The organism is Pseudomonas petroselini (assembly GCF_045037875.1).
In the GTDB taxonomy this organism is placed as follows: Bacteria; Pseudomonadota; Gammaproteobacteria; order Pseudomonadales; family Pseudomonadaceae; genus Aquipseudomonas; species Aquipseudomonas petroselini.
Genome location: NZ_CP173614.1, coordinates 1 through 22,221, shown reverse-complemented (window position 1 = coordinate 22,221; position 22,221 = coordinate 1). Strand labels below are relative to the sequence as shown.

Genomic DNA, 22,221 nt, shown 5'->3' with positions numbered 1-22,221 from the left:
GCATACCTGACTGTTAGATCCTCAAGCCACGAGGCATATCATGACCCGCGAAGAATTCCTGCGTTTGGCCGCTGCCGGCTATAACCGTATCCCCTTGGCCTGCGAAACCCTGGCCGACTTCGACACGCCGTTGTCGATCTACCTGAAACTGGCCGACGAGCCCAACTCCTACCTGCTCGAGTCGGTCCAGGGCGGCGAGAAGTGGGGCCGTTACTCGATCATCGGCCTGCCGTGCCGCACGGTGCTGCGGGTACACGACCATCATGTGAGCATTAGCCATGATGGCGTCGAGATCGAAAGCCACGATGTCGAAGACCCGTTGGCGTTCGTCGAGGCGTTCAAGGCGCGCTACAACGTGCCGACCATTGCTGGGCTGCCACGCTTCAACGGCGGCCTGGTGGGTTACTTCGGCTACGACTGCGTGCGCTACGTGGAAAAACGCCTGGGCAAATGCCCGAACCCGGATCCGCTGGGGGTGCCGGACATTCTGTTGATGGTCTCCGATGCGGTGGTGGTGTTCGACAACCTCGCCGGCAAGATGCACGCGATTGTGCTCGCTGACCCGTCCCAGGTCGACGCGTTCGAGCAAGGCCTGGCCAGCCTCGAAGCCCTCATGGAAAAACTGCGCCAGCCGATCACCCCGCGTCGCGGCCTGGACCTCAGCCGTCCGCCGGCGGCCGACCCGGTGTTCCGCTCCAGCTTTACCCAGGATGACTACGAGCGTGCGGTCGACACCATCAAGGAATACATCCTCGCCGGTGACTGCATGCAGGTGGTGCCGTCGCAACGCATGTCCATCGACTTCAAGGCCGCGCCGATCGATCTGTATCGCGCATTGCGCTGCTTCAACCCGACGCCCTACATGTACTTCTTCAACTTTGGTGACTTCCACGTGGTGGGCAGTTCGCCGGAAGTGCTGGTGCGCGTCGAAGACAACCTGATCACCGTGCGCCCGATCGCCGGTACTCGCCCACGGGGTGCGACCGAAGAGGCTGACCTAGCGCTGGAAAAGGACCTGCTGAGCGACGACAAGGAAATCGCCGAGCACCTGATGCTCATCGACCTGGGTCGTAACGATACCGGGCGAGTCTCGGAAATCGGTTCGGTGAAGCTCACCGAAAAGATGGTGATCGAGCGGTATTCCAACGTGATGCACATTGTGTCCAACGTCACCGGCGAGCTGAAAGCCGGCTTGACGGCGATGGACGCGCTGCGCGCGATTCTGCCGGCGGGCACCTTGTCGGGTGCGCCGAAGATCCGTGCGATGGAAATCATCGACGAGCTGGAGCCGGTCAAGCGCGGTGTCTACGGCGGTGCCGTGGGCTATTTCGCCTGGAACGGCAACATGGACACGGCCATTGCGATCCGCACGGCCGTGATCAAGGACGGGGAGCTGCATGTGCAGGCCGGTGGCGGGATTGTCGCCGACTCGGTGCCGGCCCTCGAATGGGAAGAAACCCTGAACAAGCGCCGCGCGATGTTCCGCGCCGTTGCGCTGGCTGAACAGACCCCCAATTCTTGAGGTTTCCCCCATGTTGCTGATGATTGATAACTACGATTCCTTTACTTACAACGTTGTGCAGTACCTGGGCGAGCTGGGTGCCGAGGTCAAGGTGGTGCGCAACGATGAACTGACCGTGGCCGAGATCGCTGCCCTGAACCCGGAGCGCATCGTGGTTTCGCCAGGCCCGTGCACGCCGACCGAGGCGGGTGTCTCGCTGGAGGCGATCAAGTATTTCGCCGGCAAGCTGCCGATCCTGGGCGTATGCCTGGGCCACCAGTCCATCGGCCAGGCCTTTGGCGGCGACGTGGTGCGGGCGCGCCAGGTGATGCACGGCAAGACCAGCCCGGTGTTCCATCATGATCTAGGCGTGTTTCATGGCCTCAACCTGCCGGTGACGGTGACCCGCTACCACTCGCTGGTGGTCAAGCGCGAAACCTTGCCGGAATGCCTGGAACTCACCGCTTGGACCCAGCTGGAAGACGGCTCGGTCGATGAGATCATGGGCCTGCGCCACAAGACACTGAATATCGAAGGGGTGCAATTTCACCCTGAGTCGATCCTGACCGAGCAGGGCTACGAGCTGTTCGCCAACTTTCTCAAGCAGAGCGGCGGCACGCGCTAAGGACTTTCCATGGATATCAAGACTGCCCTGAGCCGTATCGTCGGCCATCTGGACCTGAGCACCGCTGAAATGAGCGATGTGATGCGCGAAATCATGACCGGTCAGTGCACCGATGCGCAGATCGGCGCGTTCATGATGGCGATGCGCATGAAGAGCGAGAGCATCGACGAGATCGTCGGCGCGGTATCGGTCATGCGCGAGCTGGCGGACAAGGTTGAGCTCAAGACCCTCGACGGCGTGGTCGACGTGGTCGGCACCGGCGGTGACGGTGCGAACATCTTCAACGTCTCGACGGCGTCGTCTTTTGTTGTTGCGGCGGCGGGTTGCACCGTGGCCAAGCACGGTAACCGTGCGGTGTCTGGCAAGAGCGGCAGTGCCGATTTGCTCGAAGCGGCGGGCATCTACCTGAACCTGACCCCGGTTCAAGTGGCGCGTTGCATTGATAACGTCGGCATCGGCTTCATGTTTGCCCAATCCCATCATGGTGCAATGAAGCATGCCGCCGGCCCACGCAAGGACCTCGGCCTGCGCACCCTGTTCAACATGCTCGGCCCGCTTACGAATCCGGCCGGTGTGAAGCACCAGGTGGTAGGCGTGTTCAGCCAGGCGCTGTGCCGGCCTTTGGCCGAAGTGCTGCAGCGTATGGGCAGCAAGCATGTGCTGGTGGTGCATTCCAAAGACGGCCTGGACGAGTTCAGCCTGGCGGCACCGACGTTCGTGGCGGAACTGAAGAACGACCAAATCACCGAATACTGGGTCGAACCGGAAGATTTGGGTATGAAGAGCCAGAGCTTGCATGGCTTGGCAGTGGAAAGCCCGGCGGCGTCCCTGGAGTTGATTCGCGATGCGTTGGGGCGTCGCAAGACCGAGAACGGCCAAAAAGCTGCTGAGATGATTGTTCTGAATGCTGGCGCGGCACTTTATGCGGCGGACCATGCCTATAGTCTTAAGGAAGGTGTCGCCTTGGCCCACGATGCACTGCACACCGGTCTGGCTCGCGAGAAGCTCGAAGAACTCGGGGCATTCACCGCAGTATTCAAGATGGAGAATGAAGGATGAGTGTGCCGACCGTTCTGGAAAAAATCCTGGCCCGCAAAGCTGAAGAAGTCGCCGAGCGTCGCGCTCGTGTCAGCCTGGCCGAGCTTGAAGCCCAGGCGAAGGTCGCTGATGCACCGCGTGGCTTTGCCAATGCCTTGATCGCCCAGGCCAAGCTCAAGCAGCCTGCGGTCATTGCCGAGGTCAAGAAAGCTTCGCCGAGCAAGGGTGTGATTCGCGAGATCTTCATTCCAGAAGACATTGCCAAGAGCTATGAGAAGGGCGGGGCGACCTGCCTCTCGGTGCTGACCGATATCGACTACTTCCAGGGTTCCGACCTGTTCCTGCAGCAAGCCCGCGCTGCGTGCAAGTTGCCGGTGATCCGCAAGGATTTCATGGTTGACCCGTACCAGATCGTCGAAGCCCGTGCCCTGGGCGCCGACTGCGTGCTGTTGATCGTTTCCGCGTTGGATGACGTGAAGATGGCCGAACTGGCTGCCGTCGCCAAAAGCGTCGGCCTGGACGTACTGGTGGAGGTGCACGATGGCGATGAGCTGGAACGCGCCCTGAAAACCCTCGACACACCGCTGGTGGGGGTCAACAACCGTAACCTGCACACCTTCGAAGTCAGCCTGGAAAACACCCTCGACCTGCTGCCGCGTATTCCGCGTGACCGTCTGGTGATTACCGAGAGTGGCATCGTCAACCGTGCCGATGTGGAACTGATGGAAATCAGCGGCGTGTATTCGTTCCTGGTGGGCGAGACCTTCATGCGCGCTGAAAACCCGGGGGCGGAGCTGCAGCGCCTGTTCTTCCCGGAGCGTGGGGTGGCGGTCAGTGGTTCGACATTAGACTGACTTGAACACGGTCAAGATTTGAAATGCAATCGAGCATGTGAGAGGGGGCTTGCTCCCGATAGCGGGGTGTCAGTCAATACCTGTACTGACTGATCTAAAGCTATCGGGGGCAAGCCCCCTCCACATTGGGTTTTGTGTTTATTCAGATAGGTAAGTGTTTGATGGTCAAGCCGGTGTCGATGACGGTTGAAGCGGGCCTGGCTGCCGAGCAGGCGCTGCTGGCGGCTGTGTGCGCCGGCGAGCAGGAATTCGGCCTGCTGTTCTGGCAACCCAGCGATCAAGCGTTGGTGATGCCGCGTCGTCTGAGTCGGCTACCGGCGTTCGAAACCGCCAGCCAGGTATCATCCGACGCCGGCTGGCCGGTGTTGCTGCGTGAAACCGGCGGTGAGCCAGTGCCGCAATCGAGTGCCACGGTCAACATCGCCCTGGTCTACGCCCCGCCGCGCAGCGAAGGCGATCAGGGGCGCATCGAAACCGGTTACCAGCGGCTGTGTCAGCCCATCTGCGATTTTTTGATCGAGCTGGGGGGCGATGCCTCCGTCGGCGAAATCGATGGCGCGTTTTGCGACGGTCGCTACAACGTCAACCTCAATGGCCGCAAAATGGTCGGTACGGCTCAACGTTGGCGACAAAGTGGTGGCCGCCCGGTGGGGCTGGTGCACGGGGCTTTGTTGTTGGATAACGATCGCGAAGCGCTGATTGCGGCGGTCAACCGCTTCAATGAAGCCTGCGGTCTCGACCAGCGGGTGCGTGCCGACAGCCATATCGCCCTGCACGAAGCCTTCCCGGCGCCGGATGCGATCAGCCGGCTGGATACCTTGTACCGTCAAATGTTGGCCAGCTTCCTGCCGGTTTAACGGGTACCGAACACCACCATCGTCTTGCCTTTGACGTGCACCAGGTTGCGTTCTTCCAAGTCTTTGAGCACGCGGCCGACCATCTCCCGTGAACAGCCGACAATACGCCCGATTTCCTGGCGTGTGACTTTGATCTGCATGCCATCGGGGTGGGTCATGGCGTCAGGTTGCTTGCACAAGTCCAAGAGGCAGCGGGCGACGCGGCCTGTGACGTCAAAGAATGCCAGGTCGCCGACCTTGCGCGTGGTGTCGCGCAGCCGCTGGGCAATCTGGCCGCTGAGGGCGTAGAGGATGTCGGGATCCTGCTGGGCCAGCTCGCGGAATTTGGCATAGCTGATCTCGGCCACTTCGCACTCGACCTTGGCCCGCACCCAGGCGCTGCGTTCCTGTTCCTTGCCGGCTTGTTCGAACAGACCCAGTTCCCCAAAGAAGTCCCCGGTGTTCAGGTAGGCGATGATCATTTCACGGCCGTCTTCATCCTCAATCAGGATGGTGACCGAGCCTTTGATAATGAAGTACAGCGTATCGGAACGTTCGCCGGCGCAGATGATGTTGTGCTTGGCCGGGTGGCGACGGCGCTGGCAATGCATCAGCAGTTTGTCGAGATTCTTGATCTTGGGTATGGGAGTAAGAGCAACCATGGTTGTATCCCGAAAAGACTGCGCGAGGTAGTTGGAGTTGTTGTATTCATCGGTATCGGCATTGATACACGCTGTATAAAGGGTGGCAATACGCCATCGATTTGGCGCCAGCTTAACAGACACATTCTGTCTCGATTAGGCAATTTTTCCGCGTAGCCCCTGCAATTGATCACTTTTGTCGCAAGCGCTGACGCCAGCGAGCGCTGTGCTAAGCTGGCGACCTTTTTTAGCAGTGGAGTCTGGGCGATGAAGGCACGCATCCAATGGGCGGGCGAAGCCATGTTCCTCGGTGAGTCGGGCAGTGGCCATGTGGTGGTCATGGATGGCCCGCCGGAAGCCGGTGGCCGTAACCTGGGCGTACGCCCGATGGAAATGCTCCTGCTTGGCGTGGGCGGTTGCAGCAATTTCGACGTGGTCAGCATCCTGAAAAAATCCCGCCAGGCCGTGGAGAGCTGCGAAGTCTTCCTGGAAGCCGAGCGTGCCACTGAAGATCCCAAGGTGTTTACCAAGATCCACATGCATTTCGTGGTGAAGGGCCGGGCGCTGAAAGAAGCCCAGGTCAAGCGTGCCATCGAGTTGTCCGCTGAGAAGTACTGCTCGGCGTCCATCATGCTCGGCGCGGCCGGTGTGGCCATCACCCATGATTACGAAATCATCGAGGTCGGTTGATCGCTCAATCGGCGGGCAAAAAAGAAAGGGCGCTTTGGAGACGCCCTTTTTTATGGCTCGGATTTGATGCGTTTAGATGCGGTAGGTGCTCTTGGTCATGACCTTGGCCAATAAGCTCATGCCAAACCTGACCGGCGCGGGGAAGCGGAAACCGCCAGCATCCAGCGCGCTTTCGGCGTGATGTTCTTCATCGATGCGCATCTGCTCAAGAATCGCCCGGGACTTTTCGTCTTCGGCGGGCAGTTGTTCCAGATGCTCATCCAGGTGCTTGCACACTTGATGTTCGGTGGCTGCGACAAAGCCGAGGCTGACTTTGTCACTGATCAGGCCGGCAGCGGCACCGATCCCAAACGACAGGCCATAAAACAGCGGGTTCAGCACGCTCGGGTGGCTGCCGAGTTGGCGAATGCGTTGCTCGCACCAGGCCAGGTGATCAATTTCTTCCTCGGCGGCATGCTCCATGGCTGCGCGAACCTGCGGCAGCTTGGCGGTCAGGGCCTGGCCTTGATACAACGCCTGGGCACAGACTTCGCCGGTATGGTTGATGCGCATCAGGCCGGCGACATGGCGGGTCTCGGTCTCGCTCATCTGTGCGTCGGGCTGCACGATGGCGGGCGACGGGCGATACGGTTGGCCGCTGAAGGGCAGCAGCGTGCGCATGGCCATGTCGGCTTGCAGCAACAGACGGTCAATCGGCGAGTAGTGACGTTGGGTAGTCATGCTGACCTCCGGGAAGAATCTCGGCGGCCAGTTTACCGCAAGAGAGGGGAAAGCGTTTGCGCTGAGTCAGGGGCATGGGGTCGCAGCCCGAGGCCGTGACCCTTGTTCCGAGGCGGATCAGCCCGGCGGCCAGTTCATCTGGCGCTGACCCAGCACATGCATATGGATGTGATAAACGGTTTGCCCGCCGTCTTCATTGCAGTTCATCACCACACGAAACCCTTTTTCACAGCCTTGTTCAACGGCCAAGCGCTGGGCGGTGAACAGGATATGGCCGGCAAGGGCTTTGTCGTCTTCCGTCAGGTCATTCAAGGTCCGGATCGGTTTCTTCGGAATGACCAGGAAATGCACGGGGGCCTGCGGCGCGATATCGTGGAAGGCCAGAACCTGGTCGTCTTCGTAGATAATCTTCGCGGGTATTTCTCTGTTGATGATCTTGGTGAACAGAGTATCCACAGCTGTTTCTCCATTATGAGTATGCGGGGTGAGTGTACCCAGCCGGTCAGCGTGGGCAATAGGCCTTGTTGATGGCGCCGGCGATCTTGCGAGTCAGCCAGCGAGGGCTGAAGCGCGGGCTGAAGGCTATCCAGCGGTTGCGTCGGCCGGGAATGATGATGGCTTTGTTCTTTTCCAAGGCGCGCACGGTGTAGAGCGCCACTTCTTCGGGGCTCATCAGTTGTTGGCTGCGGTCGAGCTTGGCGGTGTCCATTTGCGCGGTGCCGAAGAACGCGGTGCGGGTCGGGCCGGGGCAAAGGACCGAGACCTTGATGCCGCAGGTTTTCAACTCTTCGCGCAGGCCTTCGGAAAAGTGCAGTACGTAGGCCTTGCTGGCGTAGTAGGTGCTCATCCACGGGCCGGGCTGAAACGCCGCGATGGACGCCACATTGAGAATCTGCCCCCCACCGTGCAGCGCCATGGTGTTGCCAAGTGCGTGGCACATGCGGGTCAGAGCGAGGATGTTGACCTCCATGAGGTCTTGTTCGGTCATCCAGTCCTGGGCCAGGAACGGCCCGCTGGTACCGATGCCGGCACAGTTGACCAGCAGGTCGATCTGCCGCTCACCTTCTTCAAGCTCCAGCAGGAACCCGGACAAGCGCAGCGGCTCGCCCAGGTCGCAGGCCCGGAACAGCACCTCGACGCCAAACCGTTGGGTCAATTCGATAGCAATGCTTTCCAACTGATCACGCTGGCGGGCCACCAGAATCAAGCTGCGGCCGCGACGGGCCAGTGCTTCGGCCAAGGCCAGGCCGATGCCGCTGGAGGCGCCGGTGATCAGAGCGTAACGTGTCATGCCTTTCTCCATCGCAACACCGCCGAGCCTGCGACAGAGGCATCGCAGGCCGGTGGTGTTTCTTTACTGTTCTGGAGAGTCTACAGGTTCGCCCGCTTCGTCAGCACTCTGCGCTTCGTCTTCTTCTACGGTCGCGCTTTGGTCAGCGTCTTCATCGGAGGTGATGGAGCTGCTTTCGTAGCCGCTGTCCATGTTGGCTTCGAGTTGGTTCAGGTAACCGTTCATGCCCAGGGTGACCACGATGGCCAGCATGACCGGAATAAACGCCAGCCACAGCGTGGCCAGGACTTTTACCGCCGTGGAGTTGCGGGGTGGTGGTGCGCCATATTGGTTGGCGCCCGCGTTCCCCGGCAATACCAGCAACAGGATCGGGAAAACGCTGTTCACCAGTGGGACGAGGTTGAGGAAGTACAGCCAGCCGGACCAGCCCAGGTCGTGCAGGCGCTGCACACCGATCTGTACGCTGACCCAGACAAGCGCCACAAACAGCGCGAGACCCAGCAGTACCCCGAGGATAGTGCCTGCCGTCGGCGATGCGGTGGCCACGGCAAAGCTCACGGTGCTGATGATGCCACCCGCAACCAGCATCGCCAGGGTCAACACCAGGGTCCAGGCCAGGTAACGCAGACGACCAATACGTCCGTGGATAGTGAAAACCTTGAGGGTGGCGTATTCCGGCAGGTGCTCACCTACCGCGGCACGCGGCGGTGCGTAGGGGGAGGCGGCCGGGCGGGAGAAGTCGGAAGCGCCGGAATCCGTTTCATGGGTTTCGGCGAGGCTGAAGGCCACGGGCTGTTCGGCTTCGATACGTGCATCGACCCCGGCGTTTTTCAGCGCAGTGAGGTAGGTTTCGGCGTCCGGTCGGGACAGGTCGCGTTTGAGCGCGACCGTGCGGCCGGTGAAGAGCTTCTCGATGGCTTCGACTTCGCTCTTGAACAGCTCGGCCAGGTTCAGTTTGGCCGTGGTGCTTTCGACACCCGGGAGCAAGGCTCCATCAAACACAATCTTGAAACGGTTGTCGCTCATGCGGGCTTCCTTGTCACTTATTCAGGGAGGAGGGCAGGCCTGTGTAATTGGCAGGCCTTGCGGTTGGGTCAGCGTGGCCAGCGCAGTTGAGCGGCTTGTTCGCGTGCCTTGCGGTATTCGGCATCCAGGCGAGCAACCAGTTCATCGACGCTGGGTAAATCATCAATCTCACCGACACCTTGGCCGGCTGACCATACAGTCTTCCACGCCTTGGCCTCGTCGCTCAACGGCTTGAGCTTGGAGCCAAAGTTGACCTCGCCCTTGCCTTGCAGGGCGGCGAGATCGAAACCGGCGTTTTCCAGGCTCTGGCGCATAAAGCTCGCGGGCACGCCGGAGACAGCAGGAGTGTGCACGATGTCGGCGGCGCGCGATGTGAGCAGCATCTCTTTATACGCATCCGGGGCGTGGCTTTCGGTGGTGCCGATGAACCGCGTGCCGAAATAGGCCAAGTCTGCGCCGAGCAACTGGGCGGCGAGAATCTCGTGCCCATGGTTGAGGCAGCCGGCCAGCAGCAGGGTTTTGTCGAAGAATTGGCGGATCTCGGCAATCAGCGAGAAAGGGCTCCAGGTGCCGGCGTGGCCACCGGCGCCGGCCGCAACGGCGATCAGGCCATCCACACCGGCTTCGGCGGCCTTCTCGGCGTGGCGGCGGGTGGTGACGTCGTGGAACACCAGGCCACCGTAGCTGTGCACGGCGTCCACCAACTCCTTCACGGCGCCCAGACTGGTAATAACGATCGGCACTTTGTGTTCGACGCAAATCGCCAGGTCTGCCTCCAGGCGCGGGTTGCTGTTGTGCACGATCAGGTTGACGGCGTAGGGCGCGGGGTTATCCAGTTGTGCCAGCCCCGCTTCGATTTCTTCCAGCCAGGCCTTGAACCCGCTGCTTTCGCGTTGGTTAAGCGCCGGGAAACTCCCGACCACCCCGTTGCGGCAGCACGCCAGGACCAATTGCGGGTTGGAGATAAGGAACATCGGCGCAGCCACGACGGGCAGGCGCAGACGGTGTTCAAGCAGAGCGGGCAGCGACATTGGAGGTACCCCGAGTCATTGAAGTTAGAACGGTTTGACCACGACCAAAATTACGATAGCCAGCAATATCAGAACGGGCACTTCATTGAACCAGCGATAAAAGACATGGCTGCGGGTGTTTTCGCCACGGGCAAAACGTTTTACCTGTGCGCCACACATATGGTGGTAGCCGATCAGGAACACCACCAGGGTCAACTTGGCGTGGATCCAGGCGCCCGATTGAAAGATGCCGGGGTTGAGCGCGATCAGCCAGATACCGAATACCAGCGAAGCCAGCATCGCCGGGCCCATGATGCCGCGGTACAGCTTGCGCTCCATGACACTGAAACGCTCCTTGCTGACGGCGTCCTCGCTCTGGGCGTGGTAAACGAACAGGCGCGGCAGGTAGAACAGCCCGGCAAACCAGCAGACGATGCTGACGATGTGGAAGGCTTTGACCCATAGATAAAGCATTTTTAGTTATTCCCAGGTTCACGGTAACTGAAGATAGTAGTGGCTCATGCGCCCGTACGTCACGTTGACGGTTGTCGCAGGACGATGCGGCCCCTATTATCGACGGCTTTCCAGTGGGTTCGTTGAGGGCAGGTTTATGGTCAAGGTCGGTATCGTCGGCGGCACGGGTTACACCGGTGTCGAATTGCTGCGTCTGTTGGCTCAGCATCCGCAAGCTGAGGTGGTGGTCATCACCTCCCGATCCGAGGCCGGCCTGGCCGTGGCCGACATGTACCCGAACCTGCGAGGCCATTACGACGGCCTGGCGTTCAGTGTCCCTGACATCAGCACCCTGGGTGCATGCGACGTGGTGTTCTTTGCCACGCCTCATGGTGTGGCCCATGCATTGGCCGGTGAACTGCTGGCTGCTGGTACCAAGGTGATCGACCTGTCGGCGGATTTCCGTTTGCAGGATGCTGATGAGTGGGCCAAGTGGTATGGCCAGCCTCACGGTGCGCCAGAGCTGTTGGAAGAAGCGGTGTACGGCCTGCCGGAGGTCAATCGTGAGCAGATCAAGCAGGCGCGCCTGATCGCGGTGCCGGGTTGCTATCCAACGGCCACACAGCTGGGCTTCCTGCCGTTGCTCGAAGCCGGGTTGGCAGATGCCTCGCGCTTGATCGCGGACTGCAAGTCCGGTGTGAGCGGCGCCGGTCGTGGTGCGGCGGTGGGTTCGCTGTACTCCGAGACGTCGGAAAGCATGAAAGCCTATGCGGTAAAAGGGCATCGCCACTTGCCGGAAATCCGCCAGGGGCTGCGGCGTGCCGCCGGTCAGGACGTGGGCCTGACGTTCGTGCCGCACCTGACGCCTATGATCCGTGGCATTCATTCCACGTTGTACGCCACAGTGGTTGATCGCTCGGTAGACCTGCAGGCGCTGTTCGAAAAGCGTTATGCCAACGAACCGTTCGTCGACGTAATGCCTGCCGGCAGCCATCCGGAAACCCGCAGCGTGCGCGGCGCCAACGTGTGCCGGATTGCGGTGCACCGTCCACAGGATGGCGACTTGGTCGTGGTGTTGTCGGTGATTGATAACTTGGTCAAGGGCGCGTCGGGCCAGGCGGTGCAGAACATGAACATCCTGTTTGGCCTGGACGAGAAGCTGGGCCTGTCCCACGCGGGCATGCTGCCTTAAGATTTTCAGGTGGTTGCGCAAAAGGCCCGATGATCGGGCCTTTTGTGTTTTTGATGGCGGCTAGGCAGATTGATATACCGTAACAATAGTTGACCGCTTTTCTAGGAGAAGCGGATAATGCCCGTCATTACGCATATGGCGGCGCTACGCCGGGAGATTATCAGCATGAGCGTTGAATCCTTCACCCCCACGGCTTTGCAATTCACCCACGGTGCTGCGCACAAGGTGAAGAGCCTGGTCGATGAAGAGGGTAATGATCGCTTGAAGCTGCGCGTATTCGTTACGGGCGGCGGTTGTTCAGGGTTTCAGTACGGTTTTACCTTCGATGAAGATGTGGCCGATGATGACACCATCGTTGAGCGCGAGGGCGTAAGCCTGGTCGTGGACCCCATGAGTTTCCAGTACTTGGCAGGTGCCGAGGTGGATTATCAGGAAGGTCTGGAGGGTTCACGTTTCGTGATCAAGAACCCTAATGCTACGACCACCTGTGGTTGTGGTTCTTCGTTCTCGATCTGATCTATAGCGGATACAGAAACGCCGCTTGGCTTTGATAGGCCAAGCGGCGTTTTGCTGTCTACGGATTATGGGGGCGGTCAGGCGGGATATATCGCGCCCAGCACCCGAAGCCCGCGTGAGCCGGTGACGCTCGGGCGGTTGGCCGCGATGCCTTCGAGGCAGCAATGGGCCAGCCATGCGAAGGCCATTGCCTCGACCCAGTCGGGGTCTACGCCATAGGTGGCGGTGCTGCTGACGTGGGTTGACGGTAGCAGGGCTGCCAGGCGATTCATCAGCGTGGCGTTGTGAGCGCCACCGCCACACACCAGCAGTGTTTCTGTCTGGGGTTGGGCGGACTGCAACGACTCGACGATGGTGAGCGCGGTCAGCTCCAGCAGCGTGGCCTGCACATCTTGAGGTTCGAATGCGGGGAGACGGCCAAGGTGTTGATGCAGCCATTCCAGGTTGAACACTTCGCGCCCAGTGCTCTTGGGGCCCTTGGCCACGAAGAATGGATCGCTGAGCAGGGCATTGAGCAGTTGGGGCTCAACCTTGCCGCTGGCAGCCCACTGACCATCGCGATCAAAGTGCTCGCTGCGTTGTTGGTGAATCCAGGCATCCAACAGCACATTGCCTGGGCCGCAATCGAATCCGGCTACAGGTTTACCGGTCTCGATCAGGCTGAGATTGCTGAAACCGCCCACATTCAATACGGCACGGTTGCCGGTGCGTTCACCAAACAGTGCTTCATGGAATGCTGGGACCAGCGGGGCGCCCTGGCCGCCGGCGGCGACATCGCGGCTGCGGAAGTCGCTGACCACGGTGATGTTGGTCAGCTCGGTGAGCAAGGCCGGGTTGCCGATCTGCACGGTAAAGCCCCGGGCGGGTTCATGGCGGATGGTCTGGCCATGGCTGCCGATCGCGCGGATGTCCTGGGGCTTGAGGTGTTGCTGAACGAGTAATGCGTGAATGCCCTGTGCTGCCAGGTTCACCCATTTCTGTTGGGCGATTGCTGAGCGGGCGATCTCATCCGGGCCGCTGGCGCACAGGGCGAGCAGCTCTGTGCGCAGGGTATCCGGCATGGGGAGGTAGTGCGTGGCGATCAGTTTGATCGCCGGGGCCTGTTCGATCAAAGCGATGTCCAGGCCATCGAGACTGGTCCCGGACATCACGCCTATATAGAGCGACATACCTTAACGCTTCGCCGAAGCCAGCAGGGTGGAGCGCTCTTGGTCCATGCGCGCCATCAACGGCTGGCTCTGTTGCATGAATCGAGCGCGCTCGGCCTTGGCGATCGGATCGGCCATTGGCAGTTTTTGGCCCAGCGGGTCGACGTGCACACCATTAACCTGGAACTCGTAGTGCAAGTGCGGGCCGGTGGACAGGCCGGTAGTGCCGATGTAGCCGATCACCTGGCCTTGCTTGACGGTGCCGCCGGTTTGCACGCCCTTGGCGAAGCCTTGCATGTGGCCATACAGGGTGCGGTAGGTGTTCCCGTGCTGGATGATCACGGTATTACCGTAACCACCACGGCGTCCGGCCAATAGCACTTTACCGTCGCCGGCCGCCTTGATTGGTGTACCGCGCGGGGCAGCGTAGTCGACGCCTTTGTGGGCGCGGATTTTGTTCAGAATTGGATGCTTGCGACCCATGGAGAAACGCGAGCTAATGCGAGCGAAGTCTACCGGCGTGCGGATGAAGGCTTTGCGCATGCTATTGCCGTCGGCGGTGTAGTAGCTGCTGTTGCCTTGTTTGTTGGTGTAGCGCACGGCGGTGTAGGTCTTGCCACGGTTGGTAAAGCGTGCGGAGAGAATATTGCCGGTGCCGACCACTTTGCCATTCGCGACTTTCTGCTCATAGATCACATCGAATTCGTCGCCTTGGCGGATGTCCTGGGCGAAGTCGATGTCGTAGCCGAACACGCTGGCCATGTCCATGGTCATGCTGTGGGACAGGCCGGCGCGGGCCGCGGATTGCGACAGCGAGCTGTTGATTACACCGTGTACGTAGGCGGAGCGCATCACCGGCTTGGTGGTGACGCGGTTGAAGGCAAAGCCTTTGGCGCCTTTAGTCAGGGTGATGCTTTCGAGGTCGCTGACATTGCTGTGCAGGTTGTTGAGCTGTCCGTCGGGTGTCAGTTCGAATTCCAGCTTTTGACCGCGTTTGAGCTGGGTGAACTGCTTGGCTTGTTTGTCGCTGGCGAGTACTTCGTTGACGGTGGCTGCGGGGATACCGACTTTCTCGAATAGCGTCGAGAGCGTATCGCCCTTGCCAACGATGACTTCGCGGTGCTGGGGATTCTTGGCTGTGTCTACAGTCGGCGCGGCCTTGGTCTGAGCGGCTTGCTGTGTGTCTTCCGGGCTGTTTTCTATCTGGGCGAACGGTGAGTCAACTGGAGCATTTGTGGCTTGTTGTGCGTCGGAAGCGTCTTGATCTTGTGTCAGTTGTTCAACCGGACTTTCCAAGTCAAGGCTCAGGGATGTTCGTTTGGCTTCTACGTCACTGGAAGGGAATACCAGGAGTGCCAGGCTGAGAAGGGCGGCGATACCACTTGCGGCGAGCAGGTGGGTCTTCGGGTAAAGCGGCGGCGCTTTAGACGGTTCAGTGGTCATAGGTAATTTGACTTTGAAGATGAAATGGAAAAGATGAATGACATGATGAAGATGAAATAACTGTATAAAATATAACCAAATCATCTGTGGCGCAAGCTCGCGAACGCTGGGCTTGCTGAACGGTGTCCGTTCGCAGGGCAAAACTTGTAATTAGTCCCTGATCTTGTATGGTTGGTTCCCTTTTGAATCTGAGCCTTGCAGGTCTGTTATGAAGTCGGTTGAAGAGCAGCTAGCGCTGATAAAACGTGGTGCGGAAGAACTGTTGGTCGAGGCCGAGCTGATCGAAAAGCTCAAGCGTGGCCAACCCCTGCGTATTAAGGCTGGCTTTGATCCGACTGCGCCGGATTTGCACCTGGGCCATACCGTGCTTATTAATAAGCTGCGCCAGTTCCAGGAGCTGGGGCATCAGGTCATCTTCCTTATAGGTGATTTCACCGGGATGATCGGCGATCCGAGCGGCAAGAGTGCCACGCGCCCTCCGCTGACTCGCGAGCAGGTTCTCGATAACGCCGAGACCTACAAGACGCAGGTATTCAAGATCCTTGATCCGGCCAAGACCGAGGTGGCGTTCAACTCCACTTGGATGGATCAGATGGGGCCGGCGGATTTCATTCGCCTGACCTCCCAGTACACCGTCGCACGCATGCTTGAGCGTGATGACTTCGACAAGCGCTACTCCACCAATCAGCCGATCGCCATTCATGAGTTCCTCTATCCGCTGGTTCAGGGTTACGACTCGGTGGCGTTGCGTGCGGATGTTGAGCTCGGCGGCACCGATCAGAAGTTCAACCTGCTGATGGGGCGTGAGCTGCAGCGTGCGTATGGACAGGAGGCCCAGTGCATTCTGACTATGCCATTGCTGGAGGGGTTGGATGGCGTCAAGAAGATGTCCAAGTCTCTGGGTAACTATGTTGGTATCCAGGAAGCCCCGGGCGTCATGTACGGCAAGCTGGTTTCGATTCCTGATGCGCTGATGTGGCGTTACTTCGAGTTGCTGAGCTTCCGCTCGATGGATGAGATCAATGCGCTGCGTGCTGATGTAGAGGCAGGCGCCAATCCGCGTGACGTGAAGATCAAGCTGGCGGAAGAGATTGTTGCGCGCTTCCATGGTGAAGAAGCAGCGGCTAATGCTCACCGTGCTGCGGGCAATCGCATGAAGGACGGCGAGCTGCCGGATGATCTGCCGGAGATCGAGCTGTCTGCTGCCGAAGCGATGCCAATCGCTGCCGTCCTTAATAAAGCAGGTTTGGTGAAAAACTCGGCGGTAGCGCGTGACCTGTTGGGTTCGGGTGGTGTGCGTGTAGATGGTGAGGTCGTAGATCGTACCTTTATATGCGAGCTGGGTAGCACCCACGTATACCAGGCGGGGAAGAAGGCATTTGCGCGTATTACGCTCAAATCCGAATAAACCTGAAATTAAGTGTTGACGGCGAATTATATCTGTCTATAATTCGCCCCACTTCCGGCGCAGTCGAAACGGAAAACTCCTTGGTAAACAAAGAGTTAAACAGGATTCGACAGCGAGTTGCTTCAGTTCACCGAAGCCCAGAAGGAGTTGGTAGAGCGGTGTTGTTTGGCTCTATTAACGTTTCGATCCTCTCGGTCGAAAGCGGAGAAAAAGAGGTGTTGACAGCAGCGTGTAACGCTGTAGAATTCGCCTCCCGCTAACGAGAGATCGGAAGCGCAAGTGGTTGAAGTTGTTTAAGAAATCTTCGAAAACTTCTGAAAATAATCACTTGACAGCAAATGAGGTTGCTGTAGAATGCGCGCCTCGGTTGAGACGAAAGATCTTAACCAACCGCTCTTTAACAACTGAATCAAGCAATTCGTGTGGGTGCTTGTGGAGTCAGACTGATAGTCAGCAAGATTATCAGCATCACAAGTTACTCCGCGAGAAATCAAAGATGTAACCAACGATTGCTGAGCCAAGTTTAGGGTTTCTTAAAAACCCAAAGATGTTTGAACTGAAGAGTTTGATCATGGCTCAGATTGAACGCTGGCGGCAGGCCTAACACATGCAAGTCGAGCGGTAGAGAGAAGCTTGCTTCTCTTGAGAGCGGCGGACGGGTGAGTAATGCCTAGGAATCTGCCTGGTAGTGGGGGATAACGTTCGGAAACGGACGCTAATACCGCATACGTCCTACGGGAGAAAGCAGGGGACCTTCGGGCCTTGCGCTATCAGATGAGCCTAGGTCGGATTAGCTAGTTGGTGAGGTAATGGCTCACCAAGGCGACGATCCGTAACTGGTCTGAGAGGATGATCAGTCACACTGGAACTGAGACACGGTCCAGACTCCTACGGGAGGCAGCAGTGGGGAATATTGGACAATGGGCGAAAGCCTGATCCAGCCATGCCGCGTGTGTGAAGAAGGTCTTCGGATTGTAAAGCACTTTAAGTTGGGAGGAAGGGCAGTTACCTAATACGTGATTGTTTTGACGTTACCGACAGAATAAGCACCGGCTAACTCTGTGCCAGCAGCCGCGGTAATACAGAGGGTGCAAGCGTTAATCGGAATTACTGGGCGTAAAGCGCGCGTAGGTGGTTTGTTAAGTTGGATGTGAAATCCCCGGGCTCAACCTGGGAACTGCATTCAAAACTGACTGACTAGAGTATGGTAGAGGGTGGTGGAATTTCCTGTGTAGCGGTGAAATGCGTAGATATAGGAAGGAACACCAGTGGCGAAGGCGACCACCTGGACTGATACTGACACTGAGGTGCGAAAGCGTGGGGAGCAAACAGGATTAGATACCCTGGTAGTCCACGCCGTAAACGATGTCAACTAGCCGTTGGGAGCCTTGAGCTCTTAGTGGCGCAGCTAACGCATTAAGTTGACCGCCTGGGGAGTACGGCCGCAAGGTTAAAACTCAAATGAATTGACGGGGGCCCGCACAAGCGGTGGAGCATGTGGTTTAATTCGAAGCAACGCGAAGAACCTTACCAGGCCTTGACATCCAATGAACTTTCTAGAGATAGATTGGTGCCTTCGGGAACATTGAGACAGGTGCTGCATGGCTGTCGTCAGCTCGTGTCGTGAGATGTTGGGTTAAGTCCCGTAACGAGCGCAACCCTTGTCCTTAGTTACCAGCACGTAATGGTGGGCACTCTAAGGAGACTGCCGGTGACAAACCGGAGGAAGGTGGGGATGACGTCAAGTCATCATGGCCCTTACGGCCTGGGCTACACACGTGCTACAATGGTCGGTACAGAGGGTTGCCAAGCCGCGAGGTGGAGCTAATCCCACAAAACCGATCGTAGTCCGGATCGCAGTCTGCAACTCGACTGCGTGAAGTCGGAATCGCTAGTAATCGCGAATCAGAATGTCGCGGTGAATACGTTCCCGGGCCTTGTACACACCGCCCGTCACACCATGGGAGTGGGTTGCACCAGAAGTAGCTAGTCTAACCTTCGGGAGGACGGTTACCACGGTGTGATTCATGACTGGGGTGAAGTCGTAACAAGGTAGCCGTAGGGGAACCTGCGGCTGGATCACCTCCTTAATCGACGACATCAGCTGCTCCATAAGTTCCCACACGAATTGCTTGATTCATTGAAGAAGACGATAAGAAGCAGCCCGAAATTGGGTCTGTAGCTCAGTTGGTTAGAGCGCACCCCTGATAAGGGTGAGGTCGGCAGTTCGAATCTGCCCAGACCCACCAATTTTGTGTGGGAAACGCCTGTAGAAATACGGGGCCATAGCTCAGCTGGGAGAGCGCCTGCCTTGCACGCAGGAGGTCAACGGTTCGATCCCGTTTGGCTCCACCACTACTGCTTCTGAAGTTTTGAAAGCTTAGAAATGAGCATTCCACCCAGACGGTGATGAATGTTGATTTCTAGTCTTTGATTAGATCGTTCTTTAAAAATTTGGGTATGTGATAGAAAGATAGACTGAACGTTACTTTCACTGGTAACGGCTCAGGCTAAGGTAAAATTTGTGAGTTCTCTTAGTTGAGAAATTCAAATTTTCGGCGAATGTTGTCTTCACAGTATAACCAGATTGCTTGGGGTTATATGGTCAAGTGAAGAAGCGCATACGGTGGATGCCTTGGCAGTCAGAGGCGATGAAAGACGTGGTAGCCTGCGAAAAGCTTCGGGGAGTCGGCAAACAGACTTTGATCCGGAGATGTCTGAATGGGGGAACCCAGCCATCATAAGATGGTTATCTTAAGCTGAATACATAGGCTTAAGAGGCGAACCAGGGGAACTGAAACATCTAAGTACCCTGAGGAAAAGAAATCAACCGAGATTCCCTTAGTAGTGGCGAGCGAACGGGGACTAGCCCTTAAGTGGCTTTGAGATTAGCGGAACGCTCTGGAAAGTGCGGCCATAGTGGGTGATAGCCCTGTACGCGAAAATCTCTTAGTCATGAAATCGAGTAGGACGGAGCACGAGAAACTTTGTCTGAATATGGGGGGACCATCCTCCAAGGCTAAATACTACTGACTGACCGATAGTGAACTAGTACCGTGAGGGAAAGGCGAAAAGAACCCCGGAGAGGGGAGTGAAATAGATCCTGAAACCGTATGCGTACAAGCAGTGGGAGCCCACTTTGTTGGGTGACTGCGTACCTTTTGTATAATGGGTCAGCGACTTATTTTCAGTGGCGAGCTTAACCGAATAGGGGAGGCGTAGCGAAAGCGAGTCTTAATAGGGCGTCTAGTCGCTGGGAATAGACCCGAAACCGGGCGATCTATCCATGGGCAGGTTGAAGGTTGGGTAACACTAACTGGAGGACCGAACCGACTACCGTTGAAAAGTTAGCGGATGACCTGTGGATCGGAGTGAAAGGCTAATCAAGCTCGGAGATAGCTGGTTCTCCTCGAAAGCTATTTAGGTAGCGCCTCATGTATCACTGTAGGGGGTAGAGCACTGTTTCGGCTAGGGGGTCATCCCGACTTACCAAACCGATGCAAACTCCGAATACCTACAAGTGCCGAGCATGGGAGACACACGGCGGGTGCTAACGTCCGTCGTGAAAAGGGAAACAACCCAGACCGTCAGCTAAGGTCCCAAAGTTATGGTTAAGTGGGAAACGATGTGGGAAGGCTTAGACAGCTAGGAGGTTGGCTTAGAAGCAGCCACCCTTTAAAGAAAGCGTAATAGCTCACTAGTCGAGTCGGCCTGCGCGGAAGATGTAACGGGGCTCAAACCATACACCGAAGCTACGGGTATCACGTAAGTGATGCGGTAGAGGAGCGTTCTGTAAGCCTGTCGAAGGTGAGTTGAGAAGCTTGCTGGAGGTATCAGAAGTGCGAATGCTGACATGAGTAACGACAATGGGTGTGAAAAACACCCACGCCGAAAGACCAAGGTTTCCTGCGCAACGTTAATCGACGCAGGGTTAGTCGGTCCCTAAGGCGAGGCTGAAAAGCGTAGTCGATGGAAAACAGGTTAATATTCCTGTACTTCTGGTTATTGCGAAGGAGGGACGGAGAAGGCTAGGCCAGCTTGGCGTTGGTTGTCCAAGTTTAAGGTGGTAGGCTGAGATCTTAGGTAAATCCGGGATCTTAAGGCCGAGAGCTGATGACGAGTTACCTTTTAGGTAACGAAGTGGTTGATGCCATGCTTCCAAGAAAAGCTTCTAAGCTTCAGGTAACCAGGAACCGTACCCCAAACCGACACAGGTGGTTGGGTAGAGAATACCAAGGCGCTTGAGAGAACTCGGGTGAAGGAACTAGGCAAAATGGCACCGTAACTTCGGGAGAAGGTGCGCCGGTGAGGGTGAAGGACTTGCTCCGTAAGCTCATGCCGGTCGAAGATACCAGGCCGCTGCGACTGTTTATTAAAAACACAGCACTCTGCAAACACGAAAGTGGACGTATAGGGTGTGACGCCTGCCCGGTGCCGGAAGGTTAATTGATGGGGTTAGCTAACGCGAAGCTCTTGATCGAAGCCCCGGTAAACGGCGGCCGTAACTATAACGGTCCTAAGGTAGCGAAATTCCTTGTCGGGTAAGTTCCGACCTGCACGAATGGCGTAACGATGGCGGCGCTGTCTCCACCCGAGACTCAGTGAAATTGAAATCGCTGTGAAGATGCAGTGTATCCGCGGCTAGACGGAAAGACCCCGTGAACCTTTACTATAGCTTTGCACTGGACTTTGAATTTGCTTGTGTAGGATAGGTGGGAGGCTTTGAAGCGTGGACGCCAGTCTGCGTGGAGCCAACCTTGAAATACCACCCTGGCAACTTTGAGGTTCTAACTCAGGTCCGTTATCCGGATCGAGGACAGTGTATGGTGGGTAGTTTGACTGGGGCGGTCTCCTCCTAAAGAGTAACGGAGGAGTACGAAGGTGCGCTCAGACCGGTCGGAAATCGGTCGTAGAGTATAAAGGCAAAAGCGCGCTTGACTGCGAGACAGACACGTCGAGCAGGTACGAAAGTAGGTCTTAGTGATCCGGTGGTTCTGTATGGAAGGGCCATCGCTCAACGGATAAAAGGTACTCCGGGGATAACAGGCTGATACCGCCCAAGAGTTCATATCGACGGCGGTGTTTGGCACCTCGATGTCGGCTCATCACATCCTGGGGCTGAAGCCGGTCCCAAGGGTATGGCTGTTCGCCATTTAAAGTGGTACGCGAGCTGGGTTTAGAACGTCGTGAGACAGTTCGGTCCCTATCTGCCGTGGACGTTTGAGATTTGAGAGGGGCTGCTCCTAGTACGAGAGGACCGGAGTGGACGAACCTCTGGTGTTCCGGTTGTCACGCCAGTGGCATTGCCGGGTAGCTATGTTCGGAATAGATAACCGCTGAAAGCATCTAAGCGGGAAACTAGCCTCAAGATGAGATCTCACTGGAACCTTGAGTTCCCTGAAGGGCCGTCGAAGACTACGACGTTGATAGGTTGGGTGTGTAAGCGCTGTGAGGCGTTGAGCTAACCAATACTAATTGCCCGTGAGGCTTGACCATATAACACCCAAGCAATTTGACTACTCTAACGAGCATCAGATTGCGGTGTGTGAAGACGAAATGAACCGAAAGTTCGACGCTCACAAAGCACCGAAAGCTATCACATACCCAATTTGCTGAAGCGAGGCCAGCTGGCCGCGACTCAGTACCCGAATTTCTTGACGACCATAGAGCATTGGAACCACCTGATCCCATCCCGAACTCAGTAGTGAAACGATGCATCGCCGATGGTAGTGTGGGGTTTCCCCATGTGAGAGTAGGTCATCGTCAAGATTAAATTCCGAAACCCCATTTGCGAAAGCAGATGGGGTTTTGTTTTGGGCGGTCGAAAAT

At 57.4% G+C, this 22,221-nt stretch carries 18 protein-coding genes, 2 tRNA genes and 3 rRNA genes; 14 read left to right on the top strand and 9 right to left on the bottom strand.

The features are described 5' to 3' along the window. The first annotated feature begins 40 nt into the window (after nt 1-40). From trpE to ACI512_RS00180, 5 genes are all read left to right on the top strand, one after another. Nucleotides 41-1,522, top strand: coding sequence for an anthranilate synthase component I (gene trpE, locus ACI512_RS00200; protein WP_015886158.1), 1,482 nt, complete (start codon nt 41-43; stop codon nt 1,520-1,522). A gap of 10 nt (nt 1,523-1,532) precedes the next feature. Next, a complete protein-coding gene (locus ACI512_RS00195) occupies nt 1,533-2,126 on the top strand; it encodes an aminodeoxychorismate/anthranilate synthase component II (protein WP_015886157.1) in 594 nt (197 codons plus the stop codon). 9 nt (nt 2,127-2,135) lie between these two features. After that, nucleotides 2,136-3,185, top strand: coding sequence for an anthranilate phosphoribosyltransferase (trpD, locus tag ACI512_RS00190; RefSeq protein WP_015886156.1), 1,050 nt, complete (start codon nt 2,136-2,138; stop codon nt 3,183-3,185). After that, a complete protein-coding gene (trpC, locus tag ACI512_RS00185) occupies nt 3,182-4,018 on the top strand; it encodes an indole-3-glycerol phosphate synthase TrpC (RefSeq protein ID WP_015886155.1) in 837 nt (278 codons plus the stop codon). The genes trpD and trpC overlap by 4 nt, the downstream gene beginning before the upstream one ends. A 161-nt stretch (nt 4,019-4,179) precedes the next feature. After that, complete coding sequence (locus tag ACI512_RS00180) at nt 4,180-4,875, top strand: lipoyl protein ligase domain-containing protein (RefSeq protein WP_236379113.1); 696 nt, start codon at nt 4,180-4,182, stop codon at nt 4,873-4,875. Here ACI512_RS00180 and crp read toward each other — a convergent pair. Beyond that, complete coding sequence (gene crp / locus ACI512_RS00175) at nt 4,872-5,516, bottom strand: cAMP-activated global transcriptional regulator CRP (protein ID WP_015886153.1); 645 nt, start codon at nt 5,514-5,516, stop codon at nt 4,872-4,874. The genes ACI512_RS00180 and crp overlap by 4 nt on opposite strands. 246 nt (nt 5,517-5,762) lie before the next feature. Here crp and ACI512_RS00170 point away from each other — a divergent pair, with 246 nt between their 5' ends. Beyond that, nucleotides 5,763-6,185, top strand: coding sequence for an OsmC family protein (locus ACI512_RS00170; protein ID WP_236379114.1), 423 nt, complete (start codon nt 5,763-5,765; stop codon nt 6,183-6,185). A gap of 72 nt (nt 6,186-6,257) precedes the next feature. Here the strand turns inward: ACI512_RS00170 and coq7 are convergent, their stop codons facing one another. The 6 genes from coq7 to hemJ form a co-directional block, all read right to left on the bottom strand. Continuing rightward, nucleotides 6,258-6,905 carry a 2-polyprenyl-3-methyl-6-methoxy-1,4-benzoquinone monooxygenase gene (coq7, locus tag ACI512_RS00165; RefSeq protein ID WP_015886151.1) on the bottom strand — a complete coding sequence of 216 codons (648 nt, stop codon included), beginning with the start codon at nt 6,903-6,905 and terminating at the stop codon, nt 6,258-6,260. 117 nt (nt 6,906-7,022) lie between these two features. Then, nucleotides 7,023-7,361, bottom strand: a complete 339-nt coding sequence (locus tag ACI512_RS00160; RefSeq protein ID WP_003194682.1) for a histidine triad nucleotide-binding protein — start codon at nt 7,359-7,361, stop codon at nt 7,023-7,025. A 46-nt stretch (nt 7,362-7,407) separates the two neighbouring features. Then, the gene (locus ACI512_RS00155) at nt 7,408-8,196 is read right to left on the bottom strand and encodes an SDR family oxidoreductase (RefSeq protein WP_015886150.1); all 789 of its coding nucleotides are present in this window, start codon (nt 8,194-8,196) and stop codon (nt 7,408-7,410) included. A 63-nt stretch (nt 8,197-8,259) separates the two neighbouring features. Then, entirely contained in the window at nt 8,260-9,222 is a 963-nt protein-coding gene (locus ACI512_RS00150; protein ID WP_064052027.1) for a DUF805 domain-containing protein, read from the bottom strand. Between the two features lie 68 nt (nt 9,223-9,290). Beyond that, entirely contained in the window at nt 9,291-10,253 is a 963-nt protein-coding gene (locus tag ACI512_RS00145) for a nitronate monooxygenase family protein (protein ID WP_015886148.1), read from the bottom strand. Nucleotides 10,254-10,277: 24 nt separating this feature from the next. Next, nucleotides 10,278-10,706, bottom strand: a complete 429-nt coding sequence (gene hemJ / locus ACI512_RS00140) for a protoporphyrinogen oxidase HemJ (protein ID WP_015886147.1) — start codon at nt 10,704-10,706, stop codon at nt 10,278-10,280. A gap of 136 nt (nt 10,707-10,842) precedes the next feature. Here hemJ and argC point away from each other — a divergent pair, with 136 nt between their 5' ends. After that, nucleotides 10,843-11,877, top strand: a complete 1,035-nt coding sequence (gene argC, locus ACI512_RS00135) for an N-acetyl-gamma-glutamyl-phosphate reductase (RefSeq protein WP_046035025.1) — start codon at nt 10,843-10,845, stop codon at nt 11,875-11,877. Between the two features lie 165 nt (nt 11,878-12,042). Next, nucleotides 12,043-12,393, top strand: a complete 351-nt coding sequence (erpA, locus tag ACI512_RS00130) for an iron-sulfur cluster insertion protein ErpA (protein ID WP_003176443.1) — start codon at nt 12,043-12,045, stop codon at nt 12,391-12,393. Between the two features lie 77 nt (nt 12,394-12,470). Here erpA and ACI512_RS00125 read toward each other — a convergent pair whose 3' ends face one another. Together ACI512_RS00125 and ACI512_RS00120 are read right to left on the bottom strand one after the other, a co-directional pair. Further along, nucleotides 12,471-13,562 (bottom strand): anhydro-N-acetylmuramic acid kinase, encoded by a 1,092-nt coding sequence (locus ACI512_RS00125; protein ID WP_015886145.1) that lies wholly within the window; start codon nt 13,560-13,562, stop codon nt 12,471-12,473. A gap of 3 nt (nt 13,563-13,565) precedes the next feature. Then, on the bottom strand, nt 13,566-14,984 hold the full coding sequence (locus tag ACI512_RS00120; RefSeq protein WP_046035026.1) for a peptidoglycan DD-metalloendopeptidase family protein: 1,419 nt from the start codon (nt 14,982-14,984) through the stop codon (nt 13,566-13,568). A gap of 208 nt (nt 14,985-15,192) precedes the next feature. Between ACI512_RS00120 and tyrS the strand changes: the two genes are divergently transcribed. The 6 genes from tyrS (at nt 15,193) to rrf (ending at nt 22,161) form a co-directional block, all read left to right on the top strand. Continuing rightward, nucleotides 15,193-16,392, top strand: coding sequence for a tyrosine--tRNA ligase (gene tyrS, locus ACI512_RS00115; RefSeq protein ID WP_064052025.1), 1,200 nt, complete (start codon nt 15,193-15,195; stop codon nt 16,390-16,392). Between the two features lie 553 nt (nt 16,393-16,945). Then, nucleotides 16,946-18,482 (top strand): 16S ribosomal RNA (locus ACI512_RS00110). A gap of 82 nt (nt 18,483-18,564) precedes the next feature. Further along, a tRNA-Ile gene (locus ACI512_RS00105) sits at nt 18,565-18,641 on the top strand. 30 nt (nt 18,642-18,671) lie between these two features. Further along, nucleotides 18,672-18,747 (top strand) — tRNA-Ala (locus ACI512_RS00100). Nucleotides 18,748-18,995: 248 nt separating this feature from the next. Then, nucleotides 18,996-21,888, top strand: a 23S ribosomal RNA gene (locus ACI512_RS00095). A gap of 157 nt (nt 21,889-22,045) precedes the next feature. Then, nucleotides 22,046-22,161, top strand: a 5S ribosomal RNA gene (gene rrf / locus ACI512_RS00090). Together the 16S, 23S and 5S rRNA genes with 2 tRNA genes alongside form the textbook arrangement of a ribosomal RNA operon. The last annotated feature ends 60 nt before the right edge of the window (nt 22,162-22,221 follow it).